Raw genomic sequence first — 22803 nt, 5'->3', positions numbered from 1 at the left:
TTTGCATGTCCATCCTCGACGATGCCCGTCTGGGCTTCAGCGATATCTGGCCGGCCGCCCTGGCTGCGGTCCCGATCGGCCTGCTCTTTGGCGCGCTCGCGGCCGGCAAGGGCCTCTCGCCGCTGGAGGTCTTCGTCATGGGGGCGCTGGTCTTTGCCGGCGGGGCCCAGTTCGCTGCGGTCGAACTCTGGGCGAGCCCGGCGCCTGTCTTCGCCATCATTTTCTCGACCCTGCTGATCAATGCCCGCCACGTGCTGATGAGCGCGTCGATTGCACCAAAGCTTGGGCGTTTCAGCACGGCCCAGAAGCTGACGGGCCTGTACTACATGGCTGACGAGAACTGGGCGCTGGCGGAGAAGCGAGCCCGGGTGCGGCAGCTCACGCCGGCCTACTGGTTCGGCATGATCGTGCCCTTCGTCTCATGCTGGCTGACGACGACGACTGTGGGCGCAACGGTCGGCGCGGCAATGGGCGACCCGCGCAGGCTCGGAGCCGACTTTGCCTTCACCGCGCTGTTCATCGCGCTGGTCGCTTCGTTCTGGAAGGGCAGGGTGACGTTCTGGACGGTGGCGGCTGCCGGTATTGCATCGGCGCTGACCTACAAGTTCGTCGGGCCACCCTGGCATGTCGCGGCGGGGGCGCTGAGCGGTCTGCTGGCCGCCTGGCTGGCTGCGGGGACGGAGCCAGACGTGGTTGCGGAGGGCGTGAAGTCGTGACACTCGACACGCTGAATCTCATCGCCATCCTGGGCATGGCGGCCGTCACCTATCTGACGCGGATCGCCGGACTGGCGCTGGCGGGGCGGCTCGATCTGTCGCCACGCGCGCAGGCAGCCTTCGACGCCATTCCGCCGGCCGTGCTGGTGGCGGTCATCGCGCCGAGTGCGCTGGCGACCGGCTGGCCGGAGACCGGAGCCGCACTCCTCGCCGCACTCGCTGCAACGCGGCTGCCGCTGCTGGCTGTCGTTGCCGTTGGGGTGCTGGCCGTGGTCGGGCTGAGGATGGTGATCTAAGGACATGACCTGAAGCCGCCGTCATGGTCGGGACGAGCCCAGCGATGGCGGCGGCGTCACTGCAGTGGTCGGCGTCTATAGCGGCCTGCAGGCGGCTTCCAGCCAGGCCCTCGCTTCGCCCTCCAATTGCGGACTGAGCTTGGCCCAGACTTGCGCGTGATAGGCGTCGATCCAGGCGATCTCACCGGCATCGAGCAGCGAGCGCTCGATCAGCGCCCGCTCATAGGGGCACCAGGTGATGGTCTCGAAACCATAGATCGTGCGGTCGCCGCCGGCGATCTTCCGCTCCTCGACTACGATCAGGTTCTCGATGCGGATGCCGTACTCGCCCTGCTTGTAGTAGCCGGGTTCGTTGGAGAGGATCATGCCCGGCTCCAACGGCGTCGTGCCGAGCTTGGAGAGCCGCTGCGGCCCTTCATGCACCGAGAGATAGCTGCCGACGCCGTGGCCGGTGCCGTGATCGAAATCGAGACCGGCCTGCCAGAGCGGCAGGCGGGCCAGTGCGTCGAGCTGCGCGCCCGACGTTCCCTTGACGAAGACCACGCGCGAGATCGCCAGATGGCCCTTGAGCACGCGTGTATAGCGATCGCGCATCTCGGCGGTCGGGGTACCGACGGCAATGGTGCGGGTGATATCGGTGGTGCCGTCCTCGTACTGCGCTCCGGAATCGACCAGGAAGATGCCGGGTTCGAGCCGGCGATTGCTGGATTCCGTGACGCGATAATGGGGCAGGGCGGCGTTGGGGCCGGCGCCGGCGATGGTGGTGAAGGAGACGTCCTTGAGCAGGCCGGTTTTCAGGCGTTCGGATTCCAGTGCGGCGACCGCGTCGATCTCGGTGAGTTTGCCCTTCGGCGCCTCGCGCGCGAGCCATGACAGATAGCGCACCACGGCGGCGCCATCGCGCAGATGCGCGGCGCGGGTCCCGTTGAGCTCGGCTTCGTTCTTCCTTGCCTTCATCAATGCGATCGGGTCGGCGCCGGCATCGGGCGTGCCACCGGCATCGCGGATCAGGGTGGCGAGTGCGGAGGCGGCCGTCGCCTGATCGAGCCGGACCTTGGCCCTGGCCTTGCCTAGCGCCTCGAGTTGCCTTTCGAGTGCCGCCGGCGGGGCGATCTCACCGACCGCACCGATGGCGTCGCCCGCCTCGTTCGTGATCTTCTCGGGTGCAAGGAAGACGGTCGGGCGCCCCTCGCGCGGGACGATGCCATAGCCCAGCGGCAGGGGCGTGTGCTCGACGTCACCGCCGCGGATATTGAAGGTCCAGGCGAGGGCATGCGGGTCGGAAATGACCAATGCGTCCACCTTGCCCTTGGTCAGCGCTTCCTGGATGCGTGCAAGTTTGCTGGCGGTGGTCTCACCGGCATAGTCACCGCGATGGGCCTTGACCGCCGCGGCTGGAGGGGCCGGGCGATCGCTCCAGAGGGCGTCGACCGGGTTCCGCGAAACGGCGGTCAGTGTGCCGCCGGCAGCCGCGACCGCCTTCTCGAGCTTCGCGACGCCATCGACGGTGTGCAGCCAGGGATCGTAGCCCAGCCTCGCCCCTGCAGGCAGGTTCGTTTCGATCCAGCGTTCGAGCGGGGTCTCTTCCATCTTCACTGGCGCAACGACCTGCGTGTCGGTCTGCTCGGCCGATTGGATGGTGTAACGGCCGTCGACGATCAGGACTGCCTTGTCGGTCAGCACGACGGCATTGCCGGCCGAGCCGGTGAAGCCGGTGAGCCAGGCGAGCCGCGCCATATGGGCCGGAACATATTCACCCTGATGCTCGTCCGCGCGCGGCACGATGAACCCGTCCAGGCCTTGTGCAGCGAGCGCCTTGCGCAGGGCCGCGACGCGGGGCGCGACTTCGGCCGGATTGCTCGGTTCGGAAAAGGACTGGAAGCGGCAGGTCGGCAAATTGTGCGCGGGCGATTCGGTCATGGCGGGTCCAAACATGGCGATACCCGCCATCGTCGCGTCAGAACCGGCGGAAGGCCAGCGCAAATGCGACATCCTTGCCTGCTTTGTCGGCAGGCCCTCATAGCCGACGTTTTGGGCGTATTGCCTCTTCGCTATGCGGTGGGCGTCAAATGTTAATGAAAATTTGGGGCACGCATGCGTCATGCGCATATCTCGCATCTGCGAAATCATCTTCTCGCAAGTGCGAAGAAGTACCACTTTGGTTGCATAAGAGAACGAGGAAGCGACCGGGACTGTCCTTCGTTTGGAATGAGGAGATGGACCTGTGACCTATGTATTGAATGCGACCGAAGCCCTGCCTGCCGCCAAAGCCATGAACACGGCGGGTCTGAGCTTCTGGCAGCGCCTCTATGTCGCAATGATCGAAAGCCGTCGCCGCTCCGCCATCCGTGAGCTGCGCGCGCGCTCCTACCTCGTCAACGAGGCGGAGATCGTGCTCGGCGGCTTTCCGCAAACGGCGCTGAAGAACGACGCCGCGCTTCCGTTCAACCGCTGATCTTTAGCGCCGCGCCCGAAGAGGCCGCCCGCGCTCCAAAAAGGACCAAGACCATGATCGCCATCGTCAAGCACGTCTTCGAATGGGTCGTCGATACGGCCAAGTTCACCGCCGCCGTCTGGCATGACGCTCGCGCCCTGCAGGCCGAGGCGGAACAGAAGTACGGCCACATCGCCTTCTGAGCCTGAGCTCGAAGCGACAACACCCTCTTTGGGTGGCTGGCCTAGTAGGGGCGGCGCGGTCTTGGGGCCGCGCCGCCCTTTTTCATGACGAGGGTGGCCCAACCCTCGCGCAGGGACTGGCGCGCCAGGTACAGGCCCTGGTGCCGGTAGGTCGAGACGATCCCGGCGACATCCATCGCCAGAAGCCCGGAGAGGATCAGGGTTCCGTCCCGCGCCAGCACGCGCGCGAGCGACGGGGCGAGACGCTTCAGCGGGCCAGCCAGAATATTGGCGAACACCAGATCGAAATGGCCGGGCCGGTTTGCCTTGGCGTGGAGCAGGCCGGGCGCGACATAGAGATCGAGCGCCCCTGGCGCGTGGTTGACGCGGGCATTGCGCGCTGCGACCTCGACTGCGACGGCATCGATATCGCCGGCGACGACGCGGCGCTTCGTCTGCATCGCGAGCGCGAGCCCCAGAATCCCGGTGCCGGTGCCGACATCCAGGCCGCGCAGCGGGTGGCGCTTCTTGAGTTCGGCATCAAGCGCCAGCAGGCAGCCGGCGGTGGTGCCGTGATGGCCCGTGCCGAAGGCGAGCGCCGCCTCGATCTCGATCGCGACATCATTCACCCGCACCGTGCCGCGGTCATGCGCGCCATGGACGAGCACGCGCCCGGCCCGCACGGGCTTGAGCCCGTCGAGGCTGGTGGCGACCCAATCCTTCTGGTTGACGGTGGTGAAGGGGGTTGAATCGATGCTGTCCCCGACGATCGGGCGCAGCATGTCACGCACCGCGTCTTCATCGGGATGGGTCGCGAAATAAATCTCGACCTTCCACGGCGCGCTGAGCGAGAGCGTGGTGACGCCGTCCTCTATCTCAAAGGAGGAAATGGCTGTCTCGGTCGGATCGAAGATCTCGCCGAGTAGTTCCGTCAGCGCGCGCGCCTTGTCGCCGCTGGTTGAGAGTTCGAGCACGGTCGCGACCGTGGCTGGGAGAAGACCTTCACGCATGCGGGCGGGATAGCAGGGGCGGGGGCGGATGTCATGCGCCGTCGGCAGGGGCGGCGAGGTCCTTGGTCATGAAATAGCGGGTCGCTCCGGGCGGTTCGAGCGCGATCTCACCGAAGACGCTCCAGCCAAAGCGCTTGTAGAACTCCGGCGCCTGGAAGCTGAGCGTGTAGAGCACCGCCTTGCGGCAACCTCGGCGAAAACCCTCGGCCTCTGCCATCTGCAGAATGCGGGTGCCGAGGCCCGACCCGCGCTGGGTCTTGGGCACATAGAACAGGTCGATGAACAGCAGGCCGAGCGAGGTGCGACCGAGTAGTCCGCCAATCAGTTCATCACTCCTGCTGTCCTTGATGGTGATCGTCAGTGGCCTGTGGTCGCTGACGCCGCCCATCTCGACATTGTAGTCCCGCAGGCCCTGCGAGATCACCGCGTGGAGATCGGGATTGGCGGTGTCGGTCAGATTGACCGCGACGTCGGGCATCGTGCTGATCCTGCTGGCTTGGAGCCGGCATTCCTGCGGAACCGGCCTGGGGCAATCCGGGCCTGCATAACCGCTTCGGCGATGCTCCGCATCGGCGCGCCGGACATGACGGCTGCGCTTGCTCAGCCCGCCTTCTGCACGAACGAGTCCAGCACCATCTTCCGGCCGGCCTTGTCGAAATCGACGGTCAGCTTGTTACCGTCGACGCTCGCGACGGAGCCCGGGCCGAACTTGATATGGAAAACACGGGCGCCGGCATCGAATGCGGAGCTGCCGGTCGATTTCGCCGTCAACTCGCCCTCGATCAGCAGCGGGCCGCGCTGGCGGCCCGAGCCCGAGCCACCCTGGCCGAAACCACGGCCGCCGTTGTCCGAGAAGCCTGAGCCGCCGCCGTTCCGCGCACGATTCTCCTGAGCGCGCTGCCAGCCTGGTGTCTGGTATGAGGAGCCGAAGCTTTCCATGCGGTCGAAGCGCGAGGCGCCGTAGCCGCCCTGGCTATAGGTAGACGGCGCCTGCACGACCTCGACATGCTCCTCCGGCAACTCGTCGATGAAGCGGCTCGGCAGGCTCGATTGCCAGAGGCCGTGAATCCGGCGGTTCGAGGCGAAGAGGAGCTTCAGGCGCTTGCGGGCCCGGGTCAGGCCGACATGGGCGAGGCGGCGCTCTTCTTCCAGCCCGGCGCGGCCGCTTTCGTCGAGCGCGCGCTGGTTCGGGAACAGGCCTTCCTCCCAGCCGGGCAGGAAGACAGTATCGAATTCGAGCCCCTTGGCCGCGTGCAGTGTCATGATGCTGACGCGCGCCCCGGCCTCGCCACCATCGGCATCCATCACCAGCGAGACGTGCTCAAGGAAGGCCGGCAGGTCTGGGAACTCGTCCAGAGAGCGCACCAGTTCCTTGAGGTTCTCGAGGCGGCCGGCGGCATCGGCCGAGCGATCCTTCTGCCACATCTCGGTATAGCCGGATTCCTCCAGCACCTGCTCGGCAAGCTCGCCCTGCTTCATGTGTTCGGCCTTGGTCGACCAGCGGGCAAAGGCCTCGACCAGTTCGCGCAGCGCGGTGCGGGCCTTCGGCTTCAGTTCCTCGGTCTCGACCACGGCACGGGCCGATTGCAGCAGCGACAGGCCGGTTGCCCGGGCGTGGTTGTGCAGAAGCTGGACCGTCGCGTCGCCCAGCCCGCGCTTCGGCACATTGACGATGCGCTCGAAGGCGAGATCATCGGTCTGGCTCACCACGCAGCGCAGATAGGCCATGGCGTCGCGGATTTCGGCCCGCTCATAGAAGCGTGGGCCGCCGATGACGCGATAGGGCACGCCGACATGGACGAAGCGCTCCTCGATCTCGCGCATCTGGGCGGAGATGCGGACGAGGATGGCGACCTCGGCAAGGTTTTCGCCCTTGCTCTGCATCGCCTCGATCTCGTCGCTGATCAGGCGGGCTTCCTCCTGGCTGTCCCAGGCGCCGGTGATCGTGACCTTCTCCCCGGCTTCGTCCTCAGTGCGCAATGTCTTGCCGAGCCGGCCTTCGTTGCGGGCAATCAGTTTTGAGGCGGTGGCGAGGATATGCCCGGTCGAGCGGTAGTTCCGTTCCAGCCTGACCACGACCGCGCCGGGAAAATCGTGCTCGAAGCGCAGGATGTTGTCGACCTCGGCGCCGCGCCAGCCATAGATCGACTGGTCGTCGTCGCCGACGCAGGCGATGTTGCGCCGGCCCTGCGCCAGCAGGCGCAGCCAGAGATACTGGGCGGTGTTGGTGTCCTGATATTCGTCGACCAGGATGTAGCGGAAGCGCTCATGATAGGTCGCGAGCACATCGGCATGCTCCCGGAACAGCGTCAGGCAGTGCAGCAGCAGATCGCCGAAATCGACTGCGTTCAGCGTCTTCAGCCGCTCCTGATAGGCGGCATAAAGGGCGCCGCCCTTGCCTCCGGCGAAGACGCCGGCTTCACCCGGCGGCACGTCCTTGGGGGCAAGCCCGCGGTTCTTCCAGCTGTCGATGAAGCCCGCCAGCATGCGGCCGGGCCAGCGCTTCTCGTCAATCCCGGCGGCCGTGATGACCTGCTTCATAAGGCGAATCTGGTCGTCGGTATCGAGAATGGTGAAGTCCGAGCGCAGATCGAGGAGCTCGGCATGGCGGCGCAGGATCTTGGCCGAGATCGAGTGGAAGGTGCCGAGCCAGGGCATGCCTTCGGCCACGGGGCCGACGAGGCTTGCGATGCGCTCCTTCATCTCGCGCGCTGCCTTGTTGGTGAAGGTCACCGAGAGGATCTGGGACGGATAGGCGCGGTTGGTGGCGATCAGATGGGCGATGCGCGTGGTCAGCACACGGGTCTTGCCGGTGCCGGCGCCTGCCAGGACCAGAACAGGGCCATCCGTGGCCTCGACCGCTTGCCGCTGCTCCGGGTTGAGGCCTGCCAGATAGCCTGCCGCCGGCTGTGCGGCGGCGCGGGCGGCGAGGCCGCCGGGGCGGGGCAGAGGGGCGGACGTGGTGTGATCGGACAAGGCTTCAGGTCGCTTTGATCGTGATTCGTTCCAGAGGCAATATAGGCTGTCGCGCCGCAGATTGCTGGATAAGGCTGTTGGGCGTTGAATGCTCGCCCGATCGTCAGGACGCGCCGCGATGAATGTGGATATCGCCTCCCGCCATTCCACCCATGAAGTGACGAACCAGGTTCCCATACTGTGCGATTACGACGCCTTCGCGGCTGATCCCGTGTTGCAGGCGGCGGCCACCGCCTTCGATGCAGGCTGGGCCTCGGAGCGCCTGCACGCGGCAGGGCGCATTGTCGGCTCGGCGCAGGTGCAGGACCTGGCGCGACTGGCGAACAGGTTCCCGCCCGAACTCAGGACGCATGACCGGTTCGGCAACCGCATCGACCAGATCGAGTTCCATCCGGCCTGGCACGAATTGATGGGGCTTGCGATCGAGCAGGAGACCCATTCGCTCGCATGGAACAGGCCGGGCCCGGGCGCACAGGTGGCGCGTGCTGCGCTCTCCTATCTCTGGAGTCAGGGCGAAAGCGGCATCTGCTGCCCGATCAGCATGACCTATGCCGTGATCCCGGTCCTGAGGCAGGAACCCGACCTCTGGAGCAAGTGGGGCGCCCTGGTCAGCTCCAACCGCTATGACCGCCGCCAGACGACCGCCTTCGCCAAGACAGGGGCGACCGTCGGCACGGCAATGACCGAGAAGCAGGGAGGCTCTGACCTGCGCCAGACCCAGACCATCGCCGAGGACAATGGCGACGGGACATGGTCCCTGACCGGGCACAAGTGGTTCTTCTCGGTGCCGCATTCCGACCTGTTCCTGACCTTGGCCCGAACCGCCGAGGGCATTTCCTGCTTCGTCGTGCCGGGCTGGCTGCCGGACGGCTCGCGCAACGGCGTGGCGATCCAGCGGCTCAAGGACAAATGCGGCAATCGCTCGAATGCCTCGTCCGAGGTCGAATTCCGCGGTGCGATCGGCCAGATGATCGGCGAGCCAGGCCGGGGCCTGCGCACCGGCCTGGCCATGAACCAGGGCTCCCGGCTGGACATTGCGGCGGCGTCGGCCGGGCAGATGCGGCTCGCCGTTTCGCTGGCGGCGCATCACGCGGCCCATCGGCGCGCCTTCCAGCGCGGGCTGATCGATCAGCCGATCATGCAGAACGTGCTGGCCGATCTTGCGATCGAGGCCGAGGCTGCAGCCTGGCTCGCCTTTCGGCTGTTTGCGGCGCTCGACCGTCAGGAAACGAGCGAGAGCGACCGGTTGCTGGCGCGGATCGGCGCGCCGATTGCGAAATACTGGGTCTCGAAGCGCGCGCCGGCGGTGGTGGTCGAGGCACTGGAATGCCATGGCGGCAACGGCTTCATCGAGGAAAACCCCATGGCCCGGCTCTATCGGGAGGCGCCGCTCAACAGCGTCTGGGAGGGCTCGGGCAACGTCATTTGTCTCGATGTGTTGCGCTCGCTGGAGCGAGAGCCGGGCTCTCTCGTGGCGCTGATCGAGGAGATGCGACGCGCGGCCGGCGCCGACAATCGCTTCGATGCGCATTTGAGCGCGCTGGAGTCGGAGATACCCACTCTGGTGCGAAGCGAAGGACAGGCGCGGCGGCTGGTCGAGCGGCTGGCGCTGGCGCTGCAGGCCTCGTTGCTGCTGCGCCACGCACCTCACATGGTCGCAGACGCCTTCATCGCGACGCGGCTCGAGGGGCGCTGGTCGGGCCATTTCGGCGATCTGCCGGCGTCCGTGGATGCTGCCGCGCTGGCGCATCGGGCCGTCCCGGCGGTGGAATAGCACTCACGCGTTTGCGCGGCCGCCCTCCCGAAGGGGAGCGCGGCCGGCCGACTGGCTCAGGCCTCGGCCGGAGCGAAATCCATCGCCACGCCATTGATGCAGTAGCGCAGTCCGGTCGGTGGCGGGCCGTCAGGGAAGACATGGCCGAGATGGCCGCCGCAGCGGGCGCAATGCACCTCGGTGCGCTGCATCATGTAGCTATTGTCCTCGCTGATACCGACCGCACCCTCCAGTGGCTGGTCGAAGCTCGGCCAGCCCGTGCCGCTCTCGAATTTCTTGCCGGACTGGAACAAGGGGTTGCCGCAACCGGCGCAGGTGAACCGCCCGGCGCGCTTCTCGAAATTCAAGGCGCAGGAGCCGGCGCGCTCGGTGCCATGCCCGCGCAGCACGTGGTACTGCTCCGGGGTCAGGCGGCGGCGCCACTCCTCGTCGGTCAACTGGAATTCGAACTCACCGGCTTCCCTGACCTTGCCGCCGAACAGTCCGGACAGTCCCATCGTCATTCTCCCGTTCAAAGGTTTCGGGCGGAATATGGGGATGATTGCGCTCCACGTCAGCCCGCCCTCACGGATAGCTGATCCGCAAGGCGCGTCACCCAACCGTCACGCGACTCCTCTAGTCGGCTCGCCATCACAACGGACCGCGCGAGGAACGAAGAATGCAGACGGCGCGTACGGTTCGGCGGGAAACCACAATGGGCCTGACCACGGCGGTGCATCGCAGCAAGCCGCTGTCGCGGGCGGGGATGTTGGAGCGCCTGTTCACCTTGGCCTTTTCCGGGCTCGTCTATCCGCAGATCTGGGAAGACCCGGTCGTCGACATGGAGGCGCTGGACCTGCGCCCCGATGATCATGTCGTGGCAATCGCGTCCGGCTCCTGCAACATCCTGTCCTATCTCACCGCCAACCCGGCGAAGATCAGCGCTGTCGATCTGAATGGCGCCCATATCGCGCTCGGCAAGCTCAAGCTCGCCGCACTCGACAGCCTGGCAGGCCATGAGCAGTTCCTGCGCTTCTTCGGCGAGGCGCAATCGCAGGCGAATATCGCGCTCTATGACGCCGAGATCGCGCCACGCCTCGATGCCGTCTCTCGCAGCTACTGGGAAGGCCGCAGCCTGAGCGGGCGCCGGCGCATCCAGGTCTTTGCCCGCAATTTCTACCGGTACGGCCTGCTCGGCCGTTTCATCGGGGCTGGACATCTCCTTGGCCGTACGCTCGGCTGCGATCCGCGCGTGATGCTGCAGGCTCGCGACATGGCCGAGCAGCGCGCCCTGTTCGACAGGCATATCGCTCCCGTCTTCGACAAGCCCCTGGTGCGTTGGCTGGTGCGCCAGCCGGCCTCGCTCTATGGGCTGGGCATCCCGCCGGCCCAGTACAAGGCCCTCGCGGCTGACGGCGACGCCGGGATACGCGGCGTGCTCCGGCGCCGGCTTGAAAGGCTGGCCTGCGGCTTCGACCTGAAGTCGAACTATTTTGCCCGGCAGGCCTTTGGACGGGGCTATGCGACGGACGAGAACGCATCCTTGCCGCCCTATCTTGAAAGCCGGAATTTCGCGGCCGTTCGAGAGCGGGCGGGCCACGTCGCCTATCACCAGAGCGCGATCACGGCCTTTCTCGAGAGCCAGCCTGCGAAGAGCTGCGATGCCTATGTGCTGCTCGATGCTCAGGACTGGATGAATGATGCGGATCTCACGGCGCTCTGGACGCAGATCACGCGCACGGCGCGACCCGGCGCCCGCGTAATCTTCCGGACGGCTGCCGATGAGCGGCTGCTGCCGGGCCGGGTGCCGGCCTCGATTCTCGCGCAATGGCGCTATGAGGAGGCACGCAGCCGCGAGCTTGGAGCGCGCGATCGCTCGTCGATCTATGGCGCCTTCCATCTCCATGTGCTGCAGGGGGCGGTGGCATGAGCGCTGGCCGCGCCACGACCGAGGCCGCCGGCCTGATGGACCGGATGTATCGCCACCAGCGCCATATCTATGACGCCAGCCGCAAATTCTATCTGCTTGGCCGGGACCGGCTCATCGCCGAGCTCGATCCTGCGCCGGGCAGCGCGATCCTGGAAATCGGCTGCGGCACAGGGCGCAACCTGATCAAGCTCGCCCGGACCTATCCGGGCACGCAGTGCTACGGTCTCGACGTCTCGGCCGAGATGCTCGCGACGGCGGAGAGAAGCGTGGCACGATCGGGGCTCTCGGAGCGCATCCATCTGGCACAGGCAGACGCGACCTGCTTCGACGCGGCGGCCCTGTTCGGGCGCGACGGATTTGATCGCATCGTCATCTCCTATGCGCTCTCGATGATTCCCCCCTGGCGGGGCGTGATCGCTCAGGCGCTGCGGACGCTGACGGCCACCGGTTCACTGCATATCGTCGATTTCGGCGACCAGACCGGCTTGCCTGCGTCGTTCAGGGCCATGCTGAATCGCTGGCTGACATTGTTTCACGTCACGCCAAGGCTTGATCTGCCCGAGGCAATCGCCGAATTGTCGCGGATCGAGGGCGTCGAGAGCCGCACGACCCGACTCCTTCGCGGCTACGCCATCCATGCCGTGGCAACGCGGCGGGCCGCCTGAGCAGCGGGTGCTGGACGCGCCATCCTTTGGCCTGTAACGCCATGGAATGGCCGAGGATACGACTTCTGTTCGCAGGGAAGGGCAGGTCGAAAGACTGCGGGACGGCCTGCGCCAGCTCTACCATGGCCGCTCCCCCGGGGCGATGCGCTTTCAGCTTGCGACAGCGGTTGTCGACCTGCTGATCATCGCCTTCTTCATCGCGACACCGCTGATCCGCGAACGGCCGCTCTTCTACTGGCTCGATTACTCCGTCGCCGTGATCATGGTCATCGAGATCGGCGCGCGAATGCTGGCCTCCTCGAAGATTCCGCGCTTGCTGCGCCGGCCGAGCATGCTGCTCGATCTCTTCATCCTGGCAACGCTGCTCGCGCCGCAATGGCTGGAGAATTTCGGCTTCCTGCGCATCCTGCGGCTCTGGTCGCTGTCACAGCGTGGGCTGATCTGGGAACGGCTGCGCGCTGCGGGCTACCCCGAGTGGGAAAGTGCAGCGCGGGCGGTGGTCAACATCGTGACCTTCCTGTTCGTGGTGACGGGCTTCATCTACACCTTCTTCTTTCGCGAGACGGCGGGCTTCGCGGGTTATGTCGACGCTTTCTATTTCACGGTCGCGACCGTGACGACGACTGGCTTCGGCGACATCACCTTGCCCGGCACCGCCGGCAAGCTGACCTCGATCGTGGTGATGATCGTCGGGATCTCGCTGTTCGTGCGCCTGGCGCAAGCGATCTTCCGGCCCAACAAGGTCACCTTTCCCTGCCCGCAATGTGCGCTGCAGCGGCACGAGCCGGACGCCGTGCATTGCAAGGCCTGCGGGCATGTCCTGAAGATCCCCGATCACAACGACTGATCAGGAAATCTCCACACCCTTCCAGAAGGCGACGCGGTCCTTGATCTCGGCGGCAGCGGCCTTGGGCTCGGCATAATACCAGGCGGCGTCCCTGTTTTCAGCGCCAGCGACGACGATCGAATGGTAGTTGGCCGTGCCCTTCCACGGACAGATCGACGTCGTCTCGCTTGGTTTGAAGAATTCAGAGCGGATCGCGCTGCGTGGAAAATAGTGGTTGCCTTCGACCACGACGGTGTTGTCGGATTCAGCCAGAACGGCGCCGTTCCAGGTTGCCTTGACCATCTCCGCTCCTTTCGACCGCCGCTGATCGCCGAAGATGGGGCTGCGTCGGGCCCCGTGACAGGGGCAGGCAGCCTGTGCCGGCTCTGCCGCTCTCAGTGGCGCGTTTCGAGCTCGCGCTCGTCGTGCTGATCCTCGACCGTGATCGTCGTCTTCTTCGGCATGCCGATGATGCGCCCGATCGTGGCCGGCAGCGGCATGCGACAATGCGCCGCTTTCATCAAGGCGAGATTGGCCAGGATATCGGGCGGAAATGGCGAAACCTTGCGGGTCGCCATGTCGACATGCAGCGAGAGGTTTTCACTCGTCGCCGCGAGCCAGCCTTCGCTCGCATGCCGCATTTCGAGATAGTAGTGCAGGCGCTTTTCGTCGAAGGCGATCAGTTGTGCGGTGACCCGCACGAGATCGTCCTCGGTCAATTCGCGCTTGTAGAGGATATGGCATTCGGCCGCGAAATAGGACGCGTTGCGTGTGTCGACATAGTCCTGGTTCAGGCCGACGAGCGAGAAGACCTCGTCGACGGCCCGATCGAACAGCACGTGATAATAGGCCATGTTGAGATGGCCGTTATAGTCGATCCAGGGCGTTTCGACCCGCATTGCGGACGATACGAAGGGGGAGAAGAACAGCGCCGGAGCGCGGATCTCGTCTTTCATGGCCGCCTCCCGCAGAGTTGTTGCGTGCGGCGGAACGGAACTCCACTGACACGCTACCATCGTCTTGAAGACGCCGCCGGACGAGCTATGCCCTGCCTGATGCACCGCCTCCCATGCGCCCGGCGATCTTGCCGCCGGCGGCGACACGCAGGACAAACGCGCCTGCTATCGCTACGGTCTGCCTCGTCAGATTCAACCGCTTCAGAAGCCGACCAGTTCCAAGTTAAGCGCCAAGCCCGGAAAAAGACAATGAGCCTTTTTGCAACTGCTTCTCATGCCGCCTCTGCCGCAACCCTGCCGCCGTCGCCGGCTGCGATCGAGGCAGTGAGGCGGGCGCTCGCCGCCCGATTCGGCAACAGGCTGGTGACGAGCCTGGCGGTACGGGAACAGCACGGCCACACGCTGACCTGGATTCCGAACCAGCCGCCGGATGCGGTCGTCTATCCGCAGAGCACCGAAGAGGTGTCGGAGATCGTCAAGCTCTGCGCGAGCCACGGCGTCCCCGTGATCGCGTTCGGCACGGGCACCTCGCTCGAAGGCCATGTCAACGCGCCGTTCGGTGGCGTCTGCGTCGATCTCAGCCAGATGAAGCGCATCATTGCCRTTCATGCCGAGGATCTCGATTGCGTTGTCGAAGCCGGCGTGACCCGCAAGGAACTCAACGAGCATCTGCGCGACCAGGGGCTGTTTTTCCCGATCGACCCCGGCGCGGATGCGTCCATCGGCGGCATGGCGGCGACACGCGCCTCGGGCACGAATGCGGTGCGCTACGGCACGATGAAGGACAATGTCCTGTCTCTCACTGCGGTGATGGCCGATGGCTCGGTCGTGAAGACGTCCAGCCGGGCGCGGAAGACCTCCGCCGGCTATGATCTGACCCGCCTGCTCGTCGGCTCGGAGGGCACGCTCGGGATCATCACCGAGGTCACGCTCAAGCTGCACGGCATCCCGGAGGCGATTTCGGCCGGCGTCTGCCCGTTCCCTTCGGTGAAGGCAGCCTGCGACGCGACCATCGTGACGATCCAGTCCGGTCTGCCGGTCGCGCGCATCGAACTGCTCGATGATGTGATGATCCGTGGCGTGAACCTGCATTCCAAGCTCGGCTTGCCGGAGACGACGATGCTCTTCGTCGAGTTCCACGGCACGGAAGCCGGCGTGAAAGAGCAGGCGGAGCGCTTCGGCGAGATTGCCGCCGATTTCGGCGGTGGACCGTTCGACTGGGCGACCAAGGCCGAGGACCGGTCGAAGCTTTGGCAGGCTCGCCACGACGCCTATTGGGCTGCTCGCGCCTTGCGGCCGGGCGTTGAATCGGTCGCGACCGATGTCTGCGTGCCGATCTCCCAGCTTGCCGAATGCGTCGAGGAAACCAAGCGTGACATCGAGGCCAGCGGTCTGATCGCCCCGATCGCCGGCCATGTCGGAGACGGCAATTTCCATACCCAGCCACTCGTCGACCTCGCCGATGAGGACGAGATGGAGCGCTGCCGCGGTTTCATCGACCGGCTGGTGAAGCGCGCCCTCGCCATGGGCGGCACCTGCACAGGCGAGCACGGCGTTGGTCAGAAGAAGATCAAGTATCTCGAGATCGAGCACGGCCCGGCGACACTGGATGTGATGCGCCTGCTCAAGCGCTCGCTCGACCCGCAGAACATCCTCAATCCAGGCAAAATCCTGGTCTTGTGACATCCAGACAGCTTGCGCGGCGGTATCGGGAACTGGAATGTCGTGATCTCGCCGCGAGTTGGCGGCAAGATCGCATAACCGCCGACAAGAGGGATGATGCTAAAAGGTGCGTGAGACCCTGACCGTTCTGGCCGGTCTCCTGGTGCTGGCATTGCTGGCCGCCTTGATCGGACCGGGCTTTGTCGATTGGCGACTGTACCGACCGCAGATCGAGGAGCGCCTCAGCGCTACGCTCGGCGCAGAGACGCGCGTTGCCGGCGGCATCGGCCTGAGATTGCTGCCATCGCCGCGGCTGACCCTGGCCGATGTCCGTATCGGCGATCAGGGCGGACAGGCGAGCCACGCGACGATCGAGCATCTCACCGTCGAACTTGCACTGACCGCGCTTGCACGTGGCGAGTTCCGTTTCTCCGACGCTGATGTCGAAGGCGCGACGCTCTCGCTTGTCGCCAATGATGCAGGCGCGGTGCTGCTGCCGCATCCGATTGGTGCGGGCCTGCCTGTGCAGACCAGCCTCGACCATTTCAGCATCCGCCGCTCGGCACTGATCTGGCGGGAGGCCGGCAAGGATCCCGTCACAGTGTCGCCGATCGCTGCGGAACTCACCGCGGTGAGCCTTGCCGGCCCATGGCGCATGGAGGGCGAGGTCGGCGGCTCCTCGTTGCGCCTCGCGACAGGAACGATCGAGCCGGATGGTCGCCTGCGCGCCAAGGCCACCGTGACGGGCGAGGAGGGCCAGCTCAGCTTTGACGGCGCCCTTCTGCTGCCGACAGAGAAGGGCGGCGTCACACCAGGACTGGACGGTCTGTTCACGGCCGCGCCGGGTGGAGCAGTCAGCCTTTCGGGGCGGGTGAGGGGTGGCAGTCACCTGCTCGAGTTGAGCGGGCTTACGGTCGATCTTGCTGGCGGCGTTGCCCGGCTGGAGGGCGAGGGGCAGTTCCTCCCCATGCAAGGCACAGGCTCGGTTGCCTTGCGGGCGCGGCGCGTGGATGGCGACGCGCTGGCAACGGCTCTCGGCGAACGCGTTGGCTTTGCGCGGGCCCTGCGCGGGCTTCCAGGCGCGCTCGATCTCAGCCTCGATCTCGATCAATTCGCGTGGCGAGGCGAGGACTTCTCGGCTGTCGCGCTGCGTGGGCGGCTGAACGAGGTCGGTTTGGCCAATGCATCGGCCTCGGTGCGCGTCGCAGGCGCCCTGGTCGGTGCAACGGGCGCAGTCGACGGCACAGGATTCCGTGGCAAGCTCAACCTCAAGGCGGATGACGCGCGCCGCGTCGGGCTGGCGCTGGCGCGGGCCGGGCTCGATCCAGCCCTCTCCGACCTTATTGCAGATCTGAGGCAGATCGATGCGGAAGCGGTTGGCGATTGGAGCTCGGAACAGCTGCGCTTCGAGCGCCTGACCATCGCCGGGGCTTCCGGCGTCAGGCTGGACGGATCCGGAGAGATTGCCGCGGACCGGCTGGCGGCAAGGCTCGCGGTGCAGGGGCTCGATCTCAATACCCTGCCAGCGGGCGGCAGTTTCGCCGGGTTGATCGGGCCGCGCGACCTGGCGCTCGACCTGTCGCTGAGCGGAGCCCGTTTTCGCAATGCGCCGCCCGGTTCCGCCCAGCTTGCTCTCGCACGCGAGGGCAGCAACTGGCGGCTTAGCCGGCTTGCCGTCGACGGGTTCGGCGGAGTTTCAGTCAACGGCGCCGGTGCGCTGCTGCCGGAAGGGGGCGAAATCTCCGGTCGCATTCGTGCGCCACGCTTCGAGGCGCTTGCCGCCCTTGCCGGGCCACTTCTGCCGGAGGCGCTCCGTCAAGCGCTCGGGCGCGCCGGGGACGGGCTCTCACGGCTGGATTCAAGCTACCGCCTGACGCGCACGGTGGCCGGCGACACGGCCCTGCTGCTGGAAGGCGGCGCGCAAGCCGGAACGCTGACCCTGAATGCGCGGTTGGACCGGAGCGGGACATGGACCGGAGCCAATCTGCGCTTTGATCTTGCCGATCGTCGACAGCTCTTCGCCGCTCTCGGCCTGCCGGCACCGATGCAGGGTGGACCTGGCAGGCTCGTTCTCGACCGTCAGCAAGGGCGCCTCAGTGGCTCGCTGGCGGGGCCTGGATTGTCGATCGTGGTCGACGGCGAGGCGGGCGCCGATGTGCCGCGACTGACCGTGCAAGCGGATCGTCCCGGCCAGATCCTGCCGGAGGGGCTCGCGCGCGCCCTGCCCGATGCGGTGCTGGACGCGCATGGCATGGTTCGCTTCGCCAGCGACCAGATCGCGCTTGATGGTCTTGTCGCCAATCTTGGCGGAAGCAGTGCACGGGGGACGCTGGCCTTGCCGAGAGAGGGGCCAATCTCCGGCAAGCTCGCGCTGCCATATGTTGATCTGAGGAGCGTGATCGGCTCGTCCCTGGGAACCGCGGCGGCATCTCCGGGCAGCAACTGGTCGGCGGTCCGTTTCGGCATGGCCTCGGGCCTTGGCGAAATCAGCCTGTCGGTCGAAGCCAAATCCTTGCTCTTCAGTGATGATATCGCCCTGAACGATGCGGCTTTCGCCCTCCATGCCAGCCCCGGCGAAATCCAGATCGAGGCGCTCTCGGGAAGCTATGCCGGTGGCAAGGTCTCCGGGCGGCTTACGGCACGGCGCGAAGGCGGGCTTGCGCAGCTTTCCGGCCGGATCGCGCTGGCGCAGCTCGATCTCGCGATGCTCACCGGCAACGCACTTGCCGGGAAGCTGTCGGGTCAAGTGGAGGGTGGTGGTTCCGGAGAGAGTCCCGCGCGGCTGGTTGCGGGGTTGGGGGGAGCCGGTAGTTTCACCATCGCAGGCGCGAGTCTCACCCGGTTCGATCCCGGTGGCTATGCCCGCGTCATTGCCGGGACCGGAGAGGATGCATCCGAGAGCGAGACCGGCCGTTTGCAGACCCGGCTGGCGGATGCGCTCGACCGCGGCTCATGGCTTTTGGGTGATATCACGCTGCCCTTCACGCTCGCCGGTGGCCTCGTGCGGCTCGCCCCGTTGACGATCGAGCGCGGGGATCTCCAGGCCGAGGCAAGTGGAGTGATCGACCTCAGGGCGCTGACCGCCGATCTGAGGCTGGGGCTGCGCCCACTCGGCCCGTTGCCCAAGGGCTGGCCGATGGCGGCGCCGGCACTTGGCGTGGCGTGGCGCGGGCCGCTATCGGGACTGCGGCGCGAGACCGATGTCGCAGCTTTCGCGAATGCCGTGGCGGCGCGAGCGCTGGCCCGCGAGATGGAGCGGGTCGAAGCCTTCGAGGCGGATGCACGCGAGCGCGCAATGCATGCGCGCCGCCTGCGCGCCGAGCGTGAGATGCGTGAGAACGAACGCAAGCTTGCAGACTTCCTGAAAGCGGAGGAAGAACGCCGCCTTGCCGAGGAGAAGCGCGCCGAAGACGAGCGCCGTGCCGCGGAAGCGCGCGCCCTGGAAGAAGCCAGGCGCGCCCAGGAGGCGCAACGTCTCGAGGAGCAGCGCCGGGTGGAAGAGGCCAGGCGAGCAGACGAGGCGCGGCGCAGAGCGGAGATCGAGGCGCGCGCTGCGGCAACGCGTGCAGCTCAACCTCAGCATCCTGGCGGCCCGCTGATCCTGCCCGGCGCCCCCCGCGAGAATTTTCCCGAGCAGATTTTGCGACCGGTGACACCGGCTCCATCGCTGGGACCGCCCCTACAGATAGAGCCCGTGCCGCGTCCGCTCTCGCGGACTCCGTAGCCGGACTGACCGACGAGCTTCACGCCGTGATTCAGGTGCTTTCCGGCTTGGAGCAGCGGGGCCTCTACAGAGCCTTGAAACTGAACGGATCAGGCTCCGACGGTGAGGCGATGCCCGTCAGCTTCGTCCGGCCAGGCGCTGATAATGCGCCAGCACGTGCAGGCGCAGCGCGGAGGAAAGATTGGCCTCGCCGCGGCGGGAATCCACATCGGCGACGAGCGCAGCAAGTGTGCGGCGCTCCTGTCCTGCGATCTCCTTAAGTGCCGCCCAGAACGGCTCCTCAAGCGATACGCTGGTGCGGTGCCCGGCAATGGCGAGAGAGTGCTTGCGCTCGCGGCTCACCGCGGAATCTCGCCCTTGTCACCGGGCGGAAGCGCAAGCTTGTGGCCGTCGAGTTCGCGGATGGCCTTCTCGCGCCGCGCTTCAGTCAGGCTGCGCTCGGCTTTGCTCCGTCCGAAGTCGATACGGTTCTGGTCGGCCTTGGCTTCGGCCGCTACGCGCTGGCGCTGTTTGCGGGCGCGCCGGAAATTGATGATCTCTGCCATTCCGCCCGGCCTTGTTCAGGACGGGCCGAGCATGCGCTCGGGCCGCACCGTGCTGTCGAACAACTCGGCGTCGACACCGGCCCTCAAGGCTTCCTCGCGCAGGGTCGTGCCATTGTGATGGGCGGCCTTGGCGATGTTGGCAGCCTTGTCGTAGCCGATGGCCGGCGCCAGTGCCGTGACCAGCATCAGCGAGCGGGACAGTAACTCGGCGAGACGGTCCTCGTTGGCGACGATCCCTTCGACGCAGTGCACGCGGAAGCTGTCTGCGGCATCGGCGAGCAGCCTGACCGATTGCAGGAAGGCGGCAGCGATCACCGGCTTGAAGACGTTCAGTTCGAAATGGCCCTGGCTCGCGGCGAAGCCGATTGTCGCCTGGTTGCCGTGAACCTGCGTGGCCACCATGGTCAAGGCCTCGGCCTGGGTCGGATTGACCTTGCCGGGCATGATCGAGGAACCGGGCTCGTTCTCGGGCAGGCTGATCTCGCCGAGACCCGAGCGTGGGCCCGAACCCATCAGGCGTATGTCATTGGCGATCTTGAACAGATCCATGGCAAGCGCGGCGAGCGCGCCATGGGCGGCGGTCAGCGCGCCATGGCTCGCCAACGCCTCGAACGCATTGGCGGCGGGGCGGAAGGGCAGGCCGGTGAGCCCCGCCATTTCCTTGGCGAAGAAGGCGGCGAAGTCGCGATGGGTGTTCAGGCCGGTGCCGACCGCCGTGCCGCCCTGGGCCAGCGCATGCAGCCCGCCGAGCGAGGCCTCGATCCGCCCGATGCCGAGATGGATCTGCGTGGCGTAGCCCGAGAATTCCTGGCCGAGCGTGACGGGCGTCGCGTCCTGGAGATGCGTCCGGCCGATCTTGATCAGCGAAGCGAAGCGCTGTGCCTTGTCCTGCAGCGCCTGTTCGAGCTTGCGCAGGGACGGAAGCAGCAGGCGTGAAATCTCGAGCGCCGCGGCAATATGCATCGCGGTCGGGAAGCTGTCATTCGACGACTGGCCGCGGTTGACCTGATCGTTGGGATGAACCGGGCTCTTCGCGCCGAGGCCGGCGCCGAGGATCTCGTTGGCGCGGTTGGAGAGGACCTCGTTGACATTCATGTTGGTCTGGGTGCCGGAGCCGGTCTGCCAGACGACAAGCGGGAAGTGGTCGTCGAAGCGACCGCCCAATGCTTCATCAGCCGCCTGGCCGATGGCGCCGGCGACACGCTGGTCGATCAATCCCAGCCGGGCATTGACGTGCGCGGCAGCCTTCTTGACCAGCACGAGAGCATGGATCAGCGGGAGCGGCATGCGTTCGCTCGGTCCGCCAATGCGGAAATTCTCGAGCGAGCGCTGGGTCTGAGCACCCCAGTAGCGATCTGTAGGAACGGCGATGGGGCCGAAGGAGTCAGTCTCTGTGCGGGTGTCCGGCATAGGCTCTGATCAGGTCTTCTTGCGGAAGGAATCGAGACTGACGACCTGCGCGCCGCCGCCCTCGTCACCATCCGCGCCCGCGCCGGCCTTCGCCGGGTCCGCTTCGTCGTCGGTGGCTGCCTTGTTCTTCGCAGTGGCACTTGCGGATTGTGGCTTTACCGGGAGCGCAAGCGGTGTCGGGGCGGCTACGCTGGGCTCGGACCCGGCTCCGCGTGGTGCCTTTGCGGCTCCCACGGTCTGATCACTCGCCGAGGCTTCTTCAGGAGCCTCCTGGGTTTCGAACTTCAGGCCGAACTGGACCGAGGGATCGAAGAAGGTGGTGATCGAATCGAAGGGCACCAGCAGCCTTTCGGGCACGCCGGAGAACGAGAGACCGACCTCGAAGGCGTGGTCGCTGACGTTGAGGTCCCAGAACTGATGCTGGAGCACGACCGTCATCTCGTCCGGGTGCTTTTCGCGCAGTCGCTGCGAGAGGCGCACGCCAGGGGCCGTCGTGCGGAACGTGATGTAGAAATGGTGCTCGCCCGGCAGGCCATCGCGGCTCGCCTCGGCCAGGATCTTCCGTACGACACCCTTCAGCGCGTCCTGCACCATGAGATCGTAGCGAAGAATATCCTGTACCATCGTATCGACTATCCGTGTCCGCTTCCGAGCAAGGCCGAAAGTCGCCGGCCCTCGCATAAAAAAGTGGAGGCTTCTGTTGCCAGGCGCCTCCGAGCCCCGCCTTACGCGGCTAAGCGCAAGGGCTTTGGTTTGGGAACCAGCACCGCTTACGCGGCGACAGCAACCCGAGCATTGTTGTCGTTGGCAACTATGCAATGGCCCGATAACGGCGGAACCATGCCGAGCAAAAGAACGACCTTTACACCCTCGTCGATCCTATTTCGCCCCCGCCGGAGCCCGTCTCGCGAATCGCGGACGGGCTCTGGTGGAGGCGCCGGGTACCGCCCCCGGGTCCGAAAGGCTTATTTCGACGTTCGTTTATCGCCATAGCCGCTCTTGCGAGTGGCAAACTGAATATAGGGACTCGGAGCGCGCGGGGAAAGAGAGCATCGTCACTCCATCCGAAGCAATTTCGCCGGCTCTCACCGGGACGGAATATCGAGATTTGGCTCATCCCGGATGATCCTGAGGACCTTGCCGTCACTGACGCTGACATCGATCGCGATCTCGGCGCCGTTACTGTCGACCCCGCCGAGCTCCCAGCGACCGCCATGGCGCTCGATATCCTCGATCCAGACCATGCCGTGATCAATAGCGATCTCGCGGGCTTCCGTAATCGAGATTTCACGGGTGCTCGGAGCGGGGGACGGCATGGTGTTGGCGGCCACGGCAGGGAAGGAGAGCAGGACGGCGACCGGCAGGAACCACATTGCGCTGCGAATCGACATTTTGGTTCTCCCTAGCCTGAACAGAGGCAGGGAGCGGCTCAATCATGGCTTTGTTTCGGCTGGTCTGAGGCGCTTCCTTGCGGCTTATCGCATTGCCGTGAGCGCATGTGTGCAGTGCAATGCGATGGCTCCAGACGATGCGATACCGCCTCCAGGACGTGCGTTGCCGGAGAAGGCCCAGTGGGAGGTTCGCAACACCGTTTGGACGCGGCGATGCATTCGAACGGAGCCGGCGAGTGAGGCCGCTGCCTATGCATGCTGCACGGGCGGCAAACCTGCCGATGCCTGGTGACCTCGAAGCCTGTCAGTATATATGTTGCACGCACG

The 22803-nt window shown here is 65.9% G+C and carries 22 protein-coding genes and 1 other RNA gene; 10 read left to right on the top strand and 13 right to left on the bottom strand.

Annotated features, from left to right (window positions below):
* The first annotated feature begins 5 nt into the window (after positions 1-5).
* A complete protein-coding gene (locus AB4118_RS08345) occupies positions 6-716 on the top strand; it encodes an AzlC family ABC transporter permease (protein WP_441489299.1) in 711 nt (236 codons plus the stop codon).
* A complete protein-coding gene (locus AB4118_RS08340) occupies positions 713-1012 on the top strand; it encodes an AzlD family protein (protein ID WP_441489298.1) in 300 nt (99 codons plus the stop codon). Before AB4118_RS08345 ends, AB4118_RS08340 begins: the two co-directional genes overlap by 4 nt.
* Before the next feature lie 75 nt (positions 1013-1087).
* Here the strand turns inward: AB4118_RS08340 and AB4118_RS08335 are convergent, their stop codons facing one another.
* Entirely contained in the window at positions 1088-2932 is a 1845-nt protein-coding gene (locus AB4118_RS08335) for an aminopeptidase P family protein (protein WP_441489297.1), read from the bottom strand.
* 304 nt (positions 2933-3236) lie between these two features.
* Here AB4118_RS08335 and AB4118_RS08330 point away from each other — a divergent pair, with 304 nt between their 5' ends.
* Both AB4118_RS08330 and AB4118_RS08325 read left to right on the top strand, forming a co-directional pair.
* The gene (locus AB4118_RS08330) at positions 3237-3467 is read left to right on the top strand and encodes a hypothetical protein (RefSeq protein ID WP_441489296.1); all 231 of its coding nucleotides are present in this window, start codon (positions 3237-3239) and stop codon (positions 3465-3467) included.
* A 53-nt stretch (positions 3468-3520) separates the two neighbouring features.
* Positions 3521-3649: a hypothetical protein gene (locus tag AB4118_RS08325; RefSeq protein ID WP_441476779.1), complete on the top strand. Its 129-nt coding sequence runs from the start codon at positions 3521-3523 to the stop codon at positions 3647-3649.
* A 41-nt stretch (positions 3650-3690) separates the two neighbouring features.
* On the opposite strand, the gene AB4118_RS08320 is transcribed toward AB4118_RS08325, so the two are convergent.
* The 3 genes from AB4118_RS08320 to AB4118_RS08310 all read right to left on the bottom strand — a co-directional run bounded on the left by AB4118_RS08320 (position 3691) and on the right by AB4118_RS08310 (position 7614).
* The gene (locus tag AB4118_RS08320) at positions 3691-4638 is read right to left on the bottom strand and encodes a 50S ribosomal protein L11 methyltransferase (protein WP_441489295.1); all 948 of its coding nucleotides are present in this window, start codon (positions 4636-4638) and stop codon (positions 3691-3693) included.
* A gap of 31 nt (positions 4639-4669) precedes the next feature.
* Positions 4670-5116, bottom strand: coding sequence for a GNAT family N-acetyltransferase (locus AB4118_RS08315; protein ID WP_441489294.1), 447 nt, complete (start codon positions 5114-5116; stop codon positions 4670-4672).
* A gap of 122 nt (positions 5117-5238) precedes the next feature.
* Complete coding sequence (locus AB4118_RS08310; protein ID WP_441489293.1) at positions 5239-7614, bottom strand: ATP-dependent helicase; 2376 nt, start codon at positions 7612-7614, stop codon at positions 5239-5241.
* A 118-nt stretch (positions 7615-7732) separates the two neighbouring features.
* On the opposite strand from AB4118_RS08310, the gene AB4118_RS08305 reads away from it, so the two are divergent.
* Positions 7733-9388 carry an acyl-CoA dehydrogenase family protein gene (locus tag AB4118_RS08305; RefSeq protein WP_441489292.1) on the top strand — a complete coding sequence of 552 codons (1656 nt, stop codon included), beginning with the start codon at positions 7733-7735 and terminating at the stop codon, positions 9386-9388.
* 56 nt (positions 9389-9444) lie between these two features.
* On the opposite strand, the gene msrB is transcribed toward AB4118_RS08305, so the two are convergent.
* Entirely contained in the window at positions 9445-9885 is a 441-nt protein-coding gene (gene msrB, locus AB4118_RS08300; RefSeq protein WP_441489291.1) for a peptide-methionine (R)-S-oxide reductase MsrB, read from the bottom strand.
* 161 nt (positions 9886-10046) lie between these two features.
* On the opposite strand from msrB, the gene AB4118_RS08295 reads away from it, so the two are divergent.
* Genes AB4118_RS08295 through AB4118_RS08285 form a run of 3 tightly spaced genes read left to right on the top strand, consistent with a single transcriptional unit; the run spans position 10047 to position 12809 of the window.
* A complete protein-coding gene (locus AB4118_RS08295) occupies positions 10047-11297 on the top strand; it encodes a BtaA family protein (RefSeq protein WP_441489290.1) in 1251 nt (416 codons plus the stop codon).
* Positions 11294-11962, top strand: a complete 669-nt coding sequence (locus AB4118_RS08290) for a class I SAM-dependent methyltransferase (RefSeq protein ID WP_441489289.1) — start codon at positions 11294-11296, stop codon at positions 11960-11962. The genes AB4118_RS08295 and AB4118_RS08290 overlap by 4 nt, the downstream gene beginning before the upstream one ends.
* Before the next feature lie 46 nt (positions 11963-12008).
* Positions 12009-12809: a potassium channel family protein gene (locus tag AB4118_RS08285; protein ID WP_441489288.1), complete on the top strand. Its 801-nt coding sequence runs from the start codon at positions 12009-12011 to the stop codon at positions 12807-12809.
* Here AB4118_RS08285 and AB4118_RS08280 read toward each other — a convergent pair whose 3' ends face one another.
* Positions 12810-13091, bottom strand: a complete 282-nt coding sequence (locus AB4118_RS08280; RefSeq protein ID WP_441489287.1) for a DUF427 domain-containing protein — start codon at positions 13089-13091, stop codon at positions 12810-12812. It abuts the gene before it with no gap.
* Between the two features lie 92 nt (positions 13092-13183).
* On the bottom strand, positions 13184-13744 hold the full coding sequence (locus AB4118_RS08275) for a thioesterase family protein (RefSeq protein WP_441489286.1): 561 nt from the start codon (positions 13742-13744) through the stop codon (positions 13184-13186).
* Positions 13745-13993: 249 nt separating this feature from the next.
* Between AB4118_RS08275 and AB4118_RS08270 the strand changes: the two genes are divergently transcribed.
* Positions 13994-15427 carry an FAD-binding oxidoreductase gene (locus tag AB4118_RS08270; RefSeq protein ID WP_441489285.1) on the top strand — a complete coding sequence of 478 codons (1434 nt, stop codon included), beginning with the start codon at positions 13994-13996 and terminating at the stop codon, positions 15425-15427.
* A 106-nt stretch (positions 15428-15533) separates the two neighbouring features.
* Complete coding sequence (locus AB4118_RS08265) at positions 15534-19130, top strand: AsmA family protein (RefSeq protein ID WP_441489284.1); 3597 nt, start codon at positions 15534-15536, stop codon at positions 19128-19130.
* A 117-nt stretch (positions 19131-19247) separates the two neighbouring features.
* Here AB4118_RS08265 and AB4118_RS08260 read toward each other — a convergent pair whose 3' ends face one another.
* The 6 genes from AB4118_RS08260 to AB4118_RS08235 all read right to left on the bottom strand — a co-directional run bounded on the left by AB4118_RS08260 (position 19248) and on the right by AB4118_RS08235 (position 22476).
* On the bottom strand, positions 19248-19472 hold the full coding sequence (locus AB4118_RS08260) for a ribbon-helix-helix domain-containing protein (protein WP_441489283.1): 225 nt from the start codon (positions 19470-19472) through the stop codon (positions 19248-19250).
* The gene (locus AB4118_RS08255; protein ID WP_441489282.1) at positions 19469-19675 is read right to left on the bottom strand and encodes a DUF4169 family protein; all 207 of its coding nucleotides are present in this window, start codon (positions 19673-19675) and stop codon (positions 19469-19471) included. The genes AB4118_RS08260 and AB4118_RS08255 overlap by 4 nt, the downstream gene beginning before the upstream one ends.
* A gap of 15 nt (positions 19676-19690) precedes the next feature.
* Positions 19691-21085 carry a class II fumarate hydratase gene (fumC, locus tag AB4118_RS08250; RefSeq protein WP_441489281.1) on the bottom strand — a complete coding sequence of 465 codons (1395 nt, stop codon included), beginning with the start codon at positions 21083-21085 and terminating at the stop codon, positions 19691-19693.
* Between the two features lie 9 nt (positions 21086-21094).
* Entirely contained in the window at positions 21095-21709 is a 615-nt protein-coding gene (locus AB4118_RS08245) for an SspB family protein (RefSeq protein WP_441489280.1), read from the bottom strand.
* A gap of 62 nt (positions 21710-21771) precedes the next feature.
* Positions 21772-22134, bottom strand: a transfer-messenger RNA (tmRNA) gene (gene ssrA / locus AB4118_RS08240).
* 36 nt (positions 22135-22170) lie between these two features.
* Positions 22171-22476, bottom strand: a complete 306-nt coding sequence (locus tag AB4118_RS08235; RefSeq protein ID WP_441489279.1) for a PepSY domain-containing protein — start codon at positions 22474-22476, stop codon at positions 22171-22173.
* Positions 22477-22803 lie beyond the last annotated feature (327 nt).

Origin of the sequence: Allobosea sp. 2RAB26 (assembly GCF_052115465.1) — a bacterium.
Taxonomy (GTDB): Bacteria; Pseudomonadota; Alphaproteobacteria; order Rhizobiales; family Beijerinckiaceae; genus Allobosea.
The sequence above is the reverse complement of the archived record's forward strand: the minus strand, read 5'-3'. Positions and strand labels throughout refer to the sequence as shown.